Raw genomic sequence first — 12,368 nt, 5'->3', positions numbered from 1 at the left:
GCAGGCCGGGCAGATGAGTCAGGCCGAGCGATAGGCCTCCGCCTGGAGGTTGTAGAGGTCGGCGTAAAGGCCGTCGAGGGCGATCAGTTCCTCGTGCGTGCCGTGCTCGCGGACCTTGCCGTGGTCGAGCACGTAGATGCGGTCGGCGTAGCGGACGCTGGCGAGGCGGTGGGTGATGAGCAGCACGGTCCGGCCGTCGGCGTGCCGCCGGATCCGCTCGAACAACGCGTGCTCCGCCCTGGCGTCGAGGGCGGCCGTGGGCTCGTCGCAGATGAGCAGGGGCGAGTCCCGGTAGAACCCGCGGGCCACCGCGATGCGCTGCCACTGCCCGCCCGACAGCTCCTGGCCGTTCTTGAACCGGCGGTCGAGCAGCGTGCGGTAGCCGCGCGGGAGTTCGGCGATGACCTGGTCGGCGCCGGCGACCTCGGCGGCGCGGACCACCTCGCTCTCGTCCTTCTCCATGCCCATCGTGATGTTGTGGCGGGCGGTCAGCGGCCACCGCGTGTGGTCCTGGGCGATGACCGCGATCCTGCGGCGCAGGCTGTCGGGATCGACCTCGGCCAGGTCGACGTCGTCCCACCGGACACGGCCGCCGTCCGGCTCGTAGAGCCCGGCGAGGATCTTGGCGAGGGTCGTCTTGCCCGACCCGTTCTCGCCGACGAGGGCCACGACCTCCCCGCGCTCGATGCGGACCGAGACCCCGCGCAGGGCGGGGGCCGGCGCGGCGGGATAGGAGAAGGTGACCTCATCGACCGTGATGCGGCCGAAGTCGTCGGGGGCCGTCCGCTTACGGGCGGGCGGGATACGGCCCTCGGCGTGCGCGATGAAGTCGAGGAAGTCGGTGAAGTAGAGACCCTCCTCGTAGAGCCGGTTCGTCGCGTACATGAAGCTCGACAGCGAGGTCTGGCCGGACCGGATGGCCAGCACCGCGGTGCCGGCCACCGCGAGGGGCACCGCGCCCGCCGCGAGCAGCAGGCCGAGCGTGACGTAGACCGCGCCCTGCCCCAGACCGCCCAGGGCCTCGCCGATGACGCGGGCGACGGTCTGCCGCCGCGCGAGGTCGAGGATGACGCGCTGCTCGCCCCGGGCGACCCGGTCGAACGTCTGCAGCAGGAAACCGCGCATGGTGAACGTGCGGACCTCGGCCGCGGTGTCCTTGTCCGCCAGCAGTTCCTCGATGATCCACTTGCGCCGTCTGGCCGGGACGAGCACCAGGGCGGTCGTGTAGCGCATCCTGGCGGCCCGGATGGCCGCCCAGGCGTCCGGGACGACCGCGAGCAGGAGCAGCGGCAGCAGCACGGGGTGCAGCACGCCCAGCACGCCCGCCGCCGCCACGATGCCGACCAGGCCGGACAGCGTGTCGATGGCCGTGCTCACGACCATCTCGGCCATCTGCATGCCGCGCATGCGGGCCCGCTGCAGCGCGTCGTGGAACTCGGGGTCGTCGAAGCAGACGAGGTCGACCTGGCTGGTCAGCGTGTAGAGACGCTCTTCCGTGATCCGGCTGACCTGTGGTTCGAGCCGGGACTGGGCCCAACCGGCCCCCGCCTGCAGGGCCGTGCGCGCGGTGGCGGCCAGGCCCACGAGCAGCAGGCTGGGCAGCGCCGCCCGGATCCGCTCCGGCGTGGGGCCCGCCTGGAACAGCGCGGTCAGCACGCCGGTCGTGGCGAGCAGGCCGAAGGCGGTGAAGACGCCGCCGAGTGTGCTCAGCGTGACCGAGGCCACGGTGTCGCGGGGACTCGCCTCCCAGGCGATGCCCAGCGCCTGGCGGATCAGCCGGGGCAGCCGCCGCGCGACCGTGAGGAAGCCCAGCCCCGCCATCGTGCCGTAGTGCCGCGCCCACTGTGGAGATTCGACGTCCGCCATGTCCGGCAGGTCGTCCTCCGACAGATGATCAGGTCCCCCCTGTTGTGTGACCGTCATGCCTGCAGTGTGAGCGCCCGAACCGACAATTTCCCGGGGCCCGGGCGCGGTGGTCGCTTTGACGCACGCCCCTAACACCCAGCCAGGATCGTATACAGAGACGTTATCGGTACAAACTTGACGGCGTGCCGACGTAGGTGGGTTGATTGGGCCTGCTGACAACGTTGTCAGCCATATGTGTCTTCGGGGAGCCCGAAATCCTCGTGAAAGCGTGAAAGGAATGTTGTGATGAGACGACGGTGGATGGCGGCCGTCGCGGTCTCTGTTGCGGGTCTGCTCACTCTTTCGGCCTGCGGCGGCGGTGACAAGCAGGAGAGCGGTGGCGAGGCCGCGAGGAAGGTCGAGGTCTTCTCGTGGTGGACGGGTCCCGGTGAGGCCGACGGCCTCAAGGCGATGCGTGAGATCTTCGCCAAGCAGAACCCGAACCTCGAGTTCTTCGACGCCGCGGTGGCGGGCGGCTCGGGCGACCAGGCCCGCGCGCTGTTGTCGAGCAAGCTGCAGGCCAACCAGCCCCCGGACACCTTCCAGGGCCACGCCGGCGCCGAGCTGCAGGACTACATCAAGAGCGGCAAGCTGGAGTCGCTGAACTTCCTGTACGACGACCTGAAGCTGAAGGAGGTCTTCCCTCAGCAGCTCATCGACCAGATCACCGTGCAGGGTCAGGTGTACTCCGTGCCGGTGAACATCCACCGGTCCAACGTCCTGTGGTTCAACCCCTCGGTCCTCAAGAAGGCCGGCATCGACGGCGCGCCGAAGACCGTCGAGGAGTTCGTCACCGACCTCGACAAGGTCAAGAAGTCCGGGAAGATCCCGCTGTCGATCGGCTCGCAGTGGACCCTGGTGCACCTGCTCGAGTCCGTGCTGCTCGGCTCGCTCGGCACCGACGCCTACAACGCCCTGTGGACGACCGGCGCCGACTGGACCAACGCGAACGTGACCAAGGCCCTGGAGAACTTCAAGACCATCCTGTCGTACGCGGGCAGCCCGCAGGACGACTGGCAGCCGGCGGCCAAGCAGGTCGCCGACGGCAAGGCGGCCTTCAACATCATGGGCGACTGGGCCTACGGCTACTTCCACAACCCGCGGCCGGGCGGTCTCGGCAAGGAGTCGCACAAGGACTTCGACTGGGCCGCGTCGCCGGGCACGGACGGCACCTTCATGTGGCTGTCGGACAGCTTCACCCTGCCCAAGGGCACGCCCAACCGCGACGGCGCGATCGCGTGGCTGAAGATGGCCGCCGGCAAGGAGGGCCAGGACGCGTTCAACCCGCTGAAGGGTTCGATTCCGGCCCGCAAGGACGCCGACCAGTCCCTCTACAAGGACTACCTGTCCTGGGACCTGGAGCAGTGGGCGAGTGACAAGCTGGCCGGCTCGATCCAGCACGGCGTGGTCGCCAACGACCAGTGGCGTCAGGCGATCACCGACGCGGTCGGCCTGTTCCAGCAGGACAAGGACGTCGCCAAGTTCCAGCAGGCGCTGGTCGCGGCGGCCAAGAACAGCGGCCAGTGAGCTGATCTCCTCGTACGAGCCCGGCCGTCCCGCGTCAGCCGTCCCGCGTCAGCTCGCCGTACGGTCCCGGAGGGACAGGGGAGGGCGCTCGCCCGAGCCCCGCGGAACCAGCCGCGTGGCCAGCTCGATCCTGCTGGTCGGCTCCTCGTCCCCGGACAGGCGCATGAACAGCAGGTCGGCGGCCGTACGGCCGAGCCGGGCGGGATCCTGCGCCACGACGGTGACGCCCAGCAGGTCGGCCAGTTCGAAGTCGTCGAACCCCACCAGGGCGAGGCCGCCCGCGGCGCCCGCGTCGGAGGAGCCCGTGAGCGAGGCCAGCGCCCGCAGGATCTCCACGGTGGTGCGGCCGTTGCCGGCCAGCAGCGCGGTCGGAGGGTCGGGCGCCGTGAGCAGCCGGGTCAGGTCGGCCCCCACCCGTGGCGGGTCCGGCGCCCCCATGACCACCAGGCCCTCGTCGTACGGCAGGCCGGCGGCGGCCAGCGCCTGCCGGTAACCGCGCAGCCGTTCGGCGGCCGTGAAGATCCGGGGGGAGCCGCCGAGGAAGGCGATGCGACGATGGCCGTGCGCGATCAGGTGGGCCGTGCCCGTCCGGGCCCCGCCCGCGTTGTCGCACAGGACGGTGTCCGCCTCGCACCCCGCCCCCGGCGGCCGGTCGGCGAAGACCGCCTTGATCCCGGCCTCGAACTCGGGCGCGAGATAGCCGTGGTCGCTCCCCGCCGGCACGATGATCAGCCCGTCCACGCGGCGGGCGCAGAAGGCGAGCACAAGATCGCGCTCGCGGGCCGCGTCCTCCCGGGACGACCCGGTGAACAGCAGACAGCCGTGGTGCAGCGCGGCGTCCTCCACGGCGCGGATGAGGCTGGAGTGGAAGGCGTCGGCCACGTCCTCGATCACCAGGCCGATGCTCGCCGTGCGGCCCCGGCGCAGGATGCGCGCGCTGTCGTTGCGGCGGTAGCCGAGCCGCTCGATCGCCGCCTGCACGCGGCTCGCGGTCACGGCGTTGACGCCGGGCTCGCTGTTGACGACGCGGGAGACGGTCTTGAGCGCCACACCGGCCGCGGCGGCCACGTCGTTCATGGTCGGACGGCCGCGTCTCGTCTCTCCCACGCAGAGATCATCTCCCATTTGATGATCCCGGACAACGTTGTCAGGTTCGTGGTGAGAGATGGTCGCCGGGCTGTGCGCGGCTCGCGCCTCCGGTGGCGCGCAGGTCGGCCTCGATCCTGGCGGCGGTGGCGAGCAGCGGGGGGAGCAGGTCGCGGCGGGCCGACTCCACGGTGGTGCGGCTGGCGTGCGAGGAGACGTTGAGCGCCGCCACCACCCGGCCGCCGCGGTCCCTGATCGGCGCGGCGATCGAGCGCAGCCCCTCCTCCAGCTCCTGGTCCACCACGGCCCAGCCCTGGGCCCGTACGTGGTCGAGGGCGGTGCGCAGGGCGACCGGCGAGGTCGTGGTGTGCGGGGTCAGCCGTTCCAGGTCGGCGCGGGCGAGGTAGGCGTCGAGGTCCTCCGGGGGCAGCCCCGCGAGCAGCACCCGGCCCATGGAGGTGCAGTACGCCGGGAAGCGGGTGCCGATGGCGATCGTCACGCGCATGATCCGGGCCGTCGGCACCCGGGCCACGTAGACGATGTCGGTGTCGTCCAGCACGGAGACCGACGCCGACTCGTGCACCTCGGCGACGAGCCGCTCCAGGTGCGGCAGCGCGACCTCGGGCAGGGAGAGGCTCGACAGGTAGGCGTAGCCCAGCTCCAGCACCCGGGGCGACAGCGAGAACAGGCGCCCGTCGGTCCGCACGTAGCCCAGGCCGGCGAGCGTCAGCAGGAACCTGCGCGCCGCGGCGCGGGTGAGACCGGTCTTGCGGGCCACCTCGCTGAGCGTCAGCTCCGGGCTCGCCGCGTCGAACGCCCGGATCACGGCCAGGCCCCTGGCCAGCGACTGGACGTGCTCCTCCGCCATGACCGCCCACCTCCCGACCGAACCCTAGCGCCGGCCGCTCCCGGAGAGGGACGGCCGGGCGGATCATCGGCCGGTAGGGTTTGGCGAATGATGAGGGGGATCACGGACAATCGGGGAAATTTGCTGCTGGTGGGCGGTTTCGTCCTGGCAGCGCTCAACCTGAGGCCCGCTCTCGCGGGCGTGTCGCCGCTCCTCCCGGCCATCATGGGGGATCTCGGCCTCAGCCCTGCCGGGGGCGGCGCCATCACCACGGTGATGGTGGTGTGCCTCGGTCTGCTCGCCCCGGCCGCGCCCGCGCTGGCCACCCGGATCGGGCTGGACCGCACGCTGCTGGCGGGTCTGCTCATGGTGGCCGCCGGTGTCGCCCTGCGCAGCGCGGGCGGCGTGCCCGCGCTGTACTGCGGCGCCGCCCTGGCCGGCACGGCCATCGCCGTGATGAACGTCGTCATGCCGGGCCTCGTCAAGCAGCACTTCCCCGGCAGGATCGGGCTCTTCACCGGTCTGTACGTCTCGGTCATGGTCGGCGGGGCCGCCATCGCCTCGGCGGTGATGGTCCCGCTGGCCGGCGAGGTCGGGTGGCGGGCGGCGGCCGGGTCGCCGGCTCTGCTCGCGCTGCTGGCGGCGGCCCTGTGGTGGGCGGCGCGCGCGAGGCGGACCGCGCAGGACCCGGCGGCCACGACCGCGGGGCGGGCCGGCCGTTCCCGCCCCGGCGACGCCGGCCACCGCCCCTACGCGGCCCTGCTCCGGACGCCGGCGACGTGGCCGGTCATGGCGTTCATGGGGCTGCAGTCGCTGACCTTCTACGTCCTGCTGGCCTGGCTGCCCACCGTGTTCCAGGCCGCCGGCCTGGCCGCCGACGAGGCGGGATATCTGCTGGGCCTGACGAACCTGGTGCAGATCGCCGCGGCGCTCGCCGTCCCCCTGCACGCGGGCCGGGCCCGGTCCCAGACGCCGCACGTGGTGGTGGCGGCGCTTCTGACGATCGGCGGATATCTGGGCGTGTTGCTCGCGCCCACCACCACGCCGTGGCTGTGGATGATCGTCCTCGGGCTCGGCCAGGGGGCCTCGATCGCGCTCGCCCTGCTGATCATCACGCTGCGGGCGCCCGACCCGGCCTCGGTGACCGCGCTGTCGGCGGTCGCCCAGTCGAGCGGTTACCTGCTGGCCGCGATCGGGCCGCTGGCGTTCGGCCTGCTCCACGAGCTGTCCGGCGGCTGGACCGTGCCCCTGCTGGCCGGGCTGGGGGCGTGCGCCCTCCAACTGGTATCGGGAATGCTCGCCGCCCGCCCTACGCGGACGTAGTCAGCGCGGCAGCCGATCGAGGTCGATGGTGATGGGGAAGGGGGAGTCCACCGTGAGGCGGGTGTGGTGGACGCCGGTCACCTGATATCCGGCGCCGTCGGCGTCGAGCTCGAAGGAGTAGACGAAGGGCCGGAAGTCGGTGCTCTCGACCCGCCAGAAGTGCGGGATGCCGGCCGCCGCGTAGTGCCGCGGCCGCAGGTCGCGGTCCGAAGCGGCCGCGTCGGGGCTGACGACCTCGATGACCAGGCGCACCTCCTCGGCGAGATAGCAGGTCCTCCCGTCGTCGGAGGCGGCGAGGTCGTCCACCAGGGACACGTCGGGACGGGCGCGCCGATCAGGGCCCAGCAGGACGTCCATCCGGCTGACCGCCACCAGGTCGCCGGGGACCTGCGCGTTCAGGGCCGTGCGCAGGCCGTAGGTCATGCGCTCGTGGAATCGGGTCTGGGGGCCCGTGAAAATGAGGCCGGCGTCGTCCTCGCCGTCCCGCCGCTCGGCGGCGGCGGCGGGGGGCCGGAGCCGGGAGAACCGATCGGAGACGCCCCCGGCCCCGCCTCCCTGGCGGGGCTGGAGCCAGTCATCGAGCACGCTGGTCATGGCAGAAGCCTAGCGTCACCGTCGGTAATGACCGAACTACCCGCGTCGCCCTAAGCCGGGTCGAGCGGGCGCAATTCGTCGGCGTATCCGACCGAAAGACGGCGCATGGTGCCGTCGTCGGTGATGGAGTACTGCCCCATGCGCCACAGCGGTGGCGAGTACGCGTGGATCGAGACCGAGCCGGGCGCCTCGCCGGTCAGCCGGTGGATGTGGTCGGGCCCGAACGAGAAGGCCTCGCCCTCCACGACCGGCGTCTCCAGGTGGACGCCGCCGATGCGCGGGTTGCACTCCTTCAGCTCGCCGGCCACCACGCGGACCGCGCCGGAGGAGACGTCGTGGTCGTGCCAGCCGGTGTCGTCCCCGGGCCGCCAGCACAGCAGCCACACGTCCACGTACGAGTCGCGGTGCAGCGAGACGTAGTGGCGTCCCCCGTCCTGCGCGCCCTCGAACTTGAGGTGGTGACGCCACAGCTCGGGCCGGGCGGCCAAGTCCTCGACCAGGGCGAGCAGCTCGCGGCGGTCGAGCGCGCGGGCGGGCAGGTCCCCGATGGGATCGGCCGAGAAGGCACAGAGCGCGCCTTCCTGGATCGTGGGCGTGCTCATTGGTGCGACTCCTTCCGGGACAGCAGGCGGCCGGGATTGGCCACGCGGACGGCATGATCGACAGCTCGTTGTGCGAGGTCGCCGGGGTCCGGCCACGCCGACTCGGCGTACGGCTGGTCGCTCCCGGCGACGAGGACGTCGATCCCGAGCTCGCGGATCACCGCGTCGGCGGCCCGGGGGCCGTAGGACGACGTCTCAAGGAACAGGTCGGGGTCCACCAGGCCGCGCCCGGCGGCGCCCCGGCTCAACTGGCGCTCCCTGTGCAGCGGGGCCAGCCCGGCCAGCAGCGCGAAGCACACCTTCAGCCGGGGATGCCGGGGCCGGCCGAACGCCTCGAACGCGTACCAGGCGGCGTGCATCTGCTGCACGTACGGCACGACGGCGGCCCACCAGGCCGGGCCCTGCGCGGCGGCGGGGCCCGGGTGGACGAACAGCGGCAGGCCGCGCTCCTCCAGCACGTCGAGCAGCGGGGCGGCCAGGGCCAGCCCCCGGGCGTCGCCGAGCACGGTCGCCGGAAGCTGCAGCCCGGCAAGGCCCTGATCGAGGGCGTGCGAGAGCCGTACGGGATCGGGGTCGGTCACCGGGGCGGCGGCCCAGGCCCCGAACGGCGCGGGCAGCGCGCGGGCGTCGGCGTGGTAGGCGTCGATGAGCGGCCACGCCTCCTCCGGCGGCAGGTGCTCGATCCCGAGCGGGCTCGACAGGGAGACGAGAGCGAGGTCGAGGTGGGCGTTGCGCCTACGCCGGATCTCCACGTCGTGGTCGGCCGGATCCGCCTCGTACGGCGGCTCGCCGTCGAGGACGAGCGTCCATCCGTCCAGGTACGGGGGGCGGGTGCGGCGGCGCAGCGCGTCGACGAGGGACGGCGTCCACAGGTGCTGGTGCACGTCCACGCTCATCTGCCCACCCCTCAACTAAGCCGGTATTCCCTACTCAGAATACATGCTTTGCGGGCGGGTGTGACCCGGGGCGGATGGCACGCCCGCCCCGGGACCGGTCAGTCGTCGCCGAGGATCATGTTGAGGACCCAACTGATCACGCCGACGATGATGGCGCCCCAGAAGGCGGCCACGAACCCGTCGACGTGGAAGGGGAGGTCGAGCTGCTCGGCGAGCCAGCTCGTGAGCAGCAACAGGGCCGCGTTCACCACCAGGGCGAACAGCCCGAGCGTGAGCACGTAGAACGCGCAGCCGATCGTCTTGATAATCGGCTTGATGACGGCGTTCACGAGGCCGAAGATCAGCGCGACCGCGAGGAGGGTGCCGATCTGCTTGGCGGTGGAGCCGGCGCTGACGGTGATGCCGTCCACCAGCTTGGTGGACGCCCACAGGGCCGCGGCCACCACGATGATCTTGAGTATGACCTTCACCTCAAGGATCCTTCCACGGCACGGCAAAGAGTGCGCGGCTCGCGTGTGGCCGGAATGGGCGGCCTGTGCCCGGAGGCGGGGAGAGGCGGCAAAAATCTCATCCGATTCCGGCGGTCTTTCTCCCCTCTCGGGGGTATGAGCGGCAAACCGGGGGGAAACCGGTGAGTTGGGGGTGAGATCGAAATGGACGCGGAAGAGATCGAGTCGCTCCCCGCGAAGGAGCTGCACGACCGCGCCGTGCGCTACGCGGTACGGCACGGGGACCTGGGATTCCTGTGGGATCTGCTGAAGGTCATCCCGGCGGCCGAGGCCGCCAGCGGCAACAGCGACGAGAGCGCGAACGACCTCAGCAGGGTCTCGGCGCTGCTCAGCGACGCGATCGGGGCGGGCGAAGGCGAGCTCGGCGACGCGCTACGGCCGGTCTACATCGACTATCTGTCCAAACACCCCGACGCCTGAGCCTGGAGGCTGCGCTCAGCAACTTCTCACCTCCGCACGTCACAATGGCGGCGTGGTCAAGACACAGGTGCTTGTCGTCGACGACGAACCCGAGGTCCGCGATGCGATCGCCCGGGCGCTCCGCGTGGAGGGGTACGGCGTGGCGACCGCCGGGGACGGCATGGGCGCCCTCGACGCCATCGACGGCGCGGCGCCCGATCTCGTGGTGCTCGACGTGCTCATGCCGGGCATGAACGGCATCGAGGTCTGCCGGACGCTGCGCGGAGACGGCAACCGGTTGCCGGTGCTCATGCTGACCGCTCTGGACGGCATCGGCGACAAGGTGGCCGGCCTCGACGCGGGCGCCGACGACTACCTCGTGAAGCCGTTCGCGCTGGAGGAGCTGTTCGCCCGGGTGCGCGCCCTGTTACGCCGCACCGCGCCGCCCCCGGAGGCCGGCTTCGCCGACCTGGTCCTGCTGCCCGACAGCAGGCAGGCCCGGCGCGGCCGGCGGCTCATCGACCTGACCAGAACCGAATACACCCTGCTGGATCTGCTGATCCGCAACGGCGGCCAGGTGCTGACCCGGCAGCTCATCCTCGAACGCATCTGGGGCTACGGCTTCCGGCGCGGGTCCAACCCGCTGGAGGTCTACATCGGTTACCTGCGCAAGAAGACCGAGGCGGGGGGCGAACCGCGGCTGATCCACACCGTCCACGGCCTCGGGTACGCGCTCAGGGAGCCCGCCGCCGCTCCCGCCGCCGGGGAGGAGCGGTGAAGCTCCGCTGGCGGCTCGCGATGGCCTCCGCGCTGGCCGGCGCGGTGAGCGTGATCGTCGTGATCGTCGCCGCGTACGTCATCACCTGCCGCCGGGTCGAGTGGGCGATGGACCATTACGGAACGTACGAGAGCTACGGAGGCTACGGCGACCCGCCCCCCAACGGCGTGCTGGCCGCTCTCGCCGACGTGGACGACCTGGGCTGGCCCTTCCTCGCCGTGGCGCTCGGAGGCCTGGTGCTGTCGGGGGCGCTCGGCTGGCTGGCCGCCCGGGCCGCGTTGCGGCCGGTCAACGCGCTCAAGGACGCGGCAGGGCGGGTGGCGACCACCCGTGACCTGACCACGCGCATCGACGTGACGGGAGACGACGAGCTGAGCAGCCTGGCCCGCAGCTTCAACGCCATGCTCGACGCGCTGGAACGCTCCGCCAAGTCGCAGAAGCGCCTCGTCGCCGACGCCTCCCACGAGCTGCGCACTCCGCTCACCGCCCTGCGCACCAACATCGAGCTGCTGATGAGAGGCGACCTGCCGCAGGAGGTCCACGAGGAGGTGAGCCGGGCCGTGGTGAGCGGCCTGGAGGAGCTCACGGCGCTCGTCTCGGACGTGGTCGAGCTGGCCCGCGACGAGGAGCCCGCCGTGCTCGTGGAGAGCGTGCGCCTCGACGAGCTCGTGGAGCGGGAGGTCGCCAGGGCGGCCAGGCACTGGCCGTCGACGGCGTACTCCGTGTCGGCCGAGCCGACGGTGGTGCGGGGCGTGTCCGACCGGCTCGCCCGGGCCGTCGCCAACCTGCTCGACAACGCGGCCAAGTACAGCCCGGCCGGCGGCCTGGTCGAGGTGTCGCTGCGGGGCGGCGTGCTGACGGTGCGCGACCACGGCCCCGGCATCTCCGCGGACGACCTGCCGCACGTCTTCGACCGCTTCTACCGCGCGCCCTCGGCGCGGGCGCTGCCCGGATCGGGGCTGGGCCTGGCCATCGTGGGCCAGGTCGTGGACAGCCACGGCGGCAGCGTGTCGGCCACCCCGGCCCCCGGCGGAGGGACGCTCGTCCGGCTGGCGCTGCCAGTAGGCTGAGGTCATGGGCTCTGTACGCGTCGAGCGGACCGAGGACGGGTTCGTCGCCCGCAACGAGAGTGGCGCCGAGATCACGATGGGCTCAGGTGACGGCCTGTTCAGTCCGGTGGAGCTGCTGCTGGCCGCCGTCGGCGGCTGCAACGTCATGACGGTCGAGCCGCTCACCGCCAAGCGCGGCCATCGGCTCGTACGGCTGGCCGTCGAGGTCTCCGCCGACAAGGAGAGCCCGACGCTGCTGCGCTCGGTCACCGTGACCTACGACGTGGAGTTGCCCCCGGAGGACACCGGTGAGGTCTTCGAGGCCGTCGCCGAGCGGGTCCACGAGCGTCACTGCACGGTGAGCCGGTCGCTCCAGAAGGGCACCGAGGTCAGGCTGGACCTCGGGAGGTAGCACGGGCGGGCGATGCCCGTTCGGATGTAGGCCGGAAATCAACCTGCCGATGACGAGTTCATGACAAGGCCCCTTGTAGGGTTGAAGCAAGTCCTCGGGAGAGGGCGACAGACTTTCTTGAAAAGGACGCGGATGGGGGAACCGCGTCCGGAAAGCGGGGGACCCGCCGGTGCCTTTGGGGAGGGTATTCCTGGCGGAACCGCTTTGATCCGGAGCCGGGCAGTTGGGGGACTGCCCGGCTCCGGCATTTCCAGGGTCCTGTACCCGTTCTCCTCCCGTCCGTCCCCTCCCACCCGCCCCGTACAGACCAGGGGGCGGCCCCGTACGGACCAGGGGCGAATCTGTGCGCGACCGCTCCGGGACAATGGCCTTTGCCTTCGTAAACCGGCGATCTTCCTTTTGCTCAGCGGCTCCGCTTTTGCGGCGGGCCGCTTTTGCGCG

13 protein-coding genes are annotated in these 12,368 nt (G+C 71.6%); 6 read left to right on the top strand and 7 right to left on the bottom strand.

Translation table 11 applies throughout. The features are described from left to right. Positions 1-18 precede the first annotated feature (18 nt). Positions 19-1,923, bottom strand: a complete 1,905-nt coding sequence (locus tag FLX07_RS17950; protein ID WP_142571960.1) for an ABC transporter ATP-binding protein — start codon at positions 1,921-1,923, stop codon at positions 19-21. A gap of 228 nt (positions 1,924-2,151) precedes the next feature. Between FLX07_RS17950 and FLX07_RS17945 the strand changes: the two genes are divergently transcribed. Continuing rightward, on the top strand, positions 2,152-3,432 hold the full coding sequence (locus tag FLX07_RS17945) for an ABC transporter substrate-binding protein (RefSeq protein ID WP_142571959.1): 1,281 nt from the start codon (positions 2,152-2,154) through the stop codon (positions 3,430-3,432). Positions 3,433-3,480: 48 nt separating this feature from the next. Here the strand turns inward: FLX07_RS17945 and FLX07_RS17940 are convergent, their stop codons facing one another. Both FLX07_RS17940 and FLX07_RS17935 read right to left on the bottom strand, forming a co-directional pair. Then, positions 3,481-4,539: a LacI family DNA-binding transcriptional regulator gene (locus tag FLX07_RS17940; protein ID WP_229689828.1), complete on the bottom strand. Its 1,059-nt coding sequence runs from the start codon at positions 4,537-4,539 to the stop codon at positions 3,481-3,483. Between the two features lie 40 nt (positions 4,540-4,579). Then, on the bottom strand, positions 4,580-5,386 hold the full coding sequence (locus tag FLX07_RS17935; RefSeq protein ID WP_142571958.1) for an IclR family transcriptional regulator: 807 nt from the start codon (positions 5,384-5,386) through the stop codon (positions 4,580-4,582). 87 nt (positions 5,387-5,473) lie between these two features. On the opposite strand from FLX07_RS17935, the gene FLX07_RS17930 reads away from it, so the two are divergent. After that, on the top strand, positions 5,474-6,688 hold the full coding sequence (locus tag FLX07_RS17930) for a CynX/NimT family MFS transporter (protein ID WP_223853547.1): 1,215 nt from the start codon (positions 5,474-5,476) through the stop codon (positions 6,686-6,688). On the opposite strand, the gene FLX07_RS17925 is transcribed toward FLX07_RS17930, so the two are convergent. From FLX07_RS17925 to FLX07_RS17910, 4 genes are all read right to left on the bottom strand, one after another. Further along, entirely contained in the window at positions 6,689-7,282 is a 594-nt protein-coding gene (locus FLX07_RS17925; RefSeq protein ID WP_142571957.1) for a Uma2 family endonuclease, read from the bottom strand. 50 nt (positions 7,283-7,332) lie between these two features. Further along, complete coding sequence (locus tag FLX07_RS17920; RefSeq protein ID WP_142571956.1) at positions 7,333-7,884, bottom strand: cysteine dioxygenase; 552 nt, start codon at positions 7,882-7,884, stop codon at positions 7,333-7,335. Beyond that, complete coding sequence (locus tag FLX07_RS17915; RefSeq protein ID WP_142571955.1) at positions 7,881-8,780, bottom strand: amidohydrolase family protein; 900 nt, start codon at positions 8,778-8,780, stop codon at positions 7,881-7,883. Before FLX07_RS17915 ends, FLX07_RS17920 begins: the two co-directional genes overlap by 4 nt. A 98-nt stretch (positions 8,781-8,878) precedes the next feature. Continuing rightward, positions 8,879-9,250 carry a phage holin family protein gene (locus tag FLX07_RS17910; protein ID WP_142571954.1) on the bottom strand — a complete coding sequence of 124 codons (372 nt, stop codon included), beginning with the start codon at positions 9,248-9,250 and terminating at the stop codon, positions 8,879-8,881. 183 nt (positions 9,251-9,433) lie between these two features. Here FLX07_RS17910 and FLX07_RS17905 point away from each other — a divergent pair, with 183 nt between their 5' ends. The 4 genes from FLX07_RS17905 to FLX07_RS17890 are packed head-to-tail and all read left to right on the top strand — an operon-like array spanning position 9,434 to position 11,927. Next, positions 9,434-9,709, top strand: a complete 276-nt coding sequence (locus FLX07_RS17905) for a hypothetical protein (RefSeq protein ID WP_142571953.1) — start codon at positions 9,434-9,436, stop codon at positions 9,707-9,709. 52 nt (positions 9,710-9,761) lie between these two features. After that, entirely contained in the window at positions 9,762-10,466 is a 705-nt protein-coding gene (locus FLX07_RS17900; RefSeq protein WP_142571952.1) for a response regulator transcription factor, read from the top strand. Then, positions 10,463-11,536: a HAMP domain-containing sensor histidine kinase gene (locus FLX07_RS17895; protein WP_142571951.1), complete on the top strand. Its 1,074-nt coding sequence runs from the start codon at positions 10,463-10,465 to the stop codon at positions 11,534-11,536. Before FLX07_RS17900 ends, FLX07_RS17895 begins: the two co-directional genes overlap by 4 nt. A 4-nt stretch (positions 11,537-11,540) precedes the next feature. Beyond that, positions 11,541-11,927, top strand: a complete 387-nt coding sequence (locus FLX07_RS17890; RefSeq protein ID WP_142571950.1) for an OsmC family protein — start codon at positions 11,541-11,543, stop codon at positions 11,925-11,927. The last annotated feature ends 441 nt before the right edge of the window (positions 11,928-12,368 follow it).

This window comes from Microbispora bryophytorum (assembly GCF_006874465.1).
Lineage (GTDB): Bacteria > Actinomycetota > Actinomycetes > Streptosporangiales > Streptosporangiaceae > Microbispora > Microbispora bryophytorum.
The sequence above is the reverse complement of the archived record's forward strand: the minus strand, read 5'-3'. Positions and strand labels throughout refer to the sequence as shown.

What these genes read in the sequence shown, in the direction of transcription:
- FLX07_RS17935 (WP_142571958.1), bottom strand. Translation starts at nt 5,386, where the DNA reads ATGGCGGAGGAGCACGTCCAGTCGCTGGCCAGGGGCCTGGCCGTGATC.
- FLX07_RS17915 (WP_142571955.1), bottom strand. Translation starts at nt 8,780, where the DNA reads ATGAGCGTGGACGTGCACCAGCACCTGTGGACGCCGTCCCTCGTCGAC.
- FLX07_RS17930 (WP_223853547.1), top strand. Translation starts at nt 5,474, where the DNA reads ATGATGAGGGGGATCACGGACAATCGGGGAAATTTGCTGCTGGTGGGC.
- FLX07_RS17890 (WP_142571950.1), top strand. Translation starts at nt 11,541, where the DNA reads ATGGGCTCTGTACGCGTCGAGCGGACCGAGGACGGGTTCGTCGCCCGC.
- FLX07_RS17925 (WP_142571957.1), bottom strand. Translation starts at nt 7,282, where the DNA reads ATGACCAGCGTGCTCGATGACTGGCTCCAGCCCCGCCAGGGAGGCGGG.
- FLX07_RS17920 (WP_142571956.1), bottom strand. Translation starts at nt 7,884, where the DNA reads ATGAGCACGCCCACGATCCAGGAAGGCGCGCTCTGTGCCTTCTCGGCC.
- FLX07_RS17905 (WP_142571953.1), top strand. Translation starts at nt 9,434, where the DNA reads ATGGACGCGGAAGAGATCGAGTCGCTCCCCGCGAAGGAGCTGCACGAC.
- FLX07_RS17950 (WP_142571960.1), bottom strand. Translation starts at nt 1,923, where the DNA reads ATGACGGTCACACAACAGGGGGGACCTGATCATCTGTCGGAGGACGAC.
- FLX07_RS17945 (WP_142571959.1), top strand. Translation starts at nt 2,152, where the DNA reads ATGAGACGACGGTGGATGGCGGCCGTCGCGGTCTCTGTTGCGGGTCTG.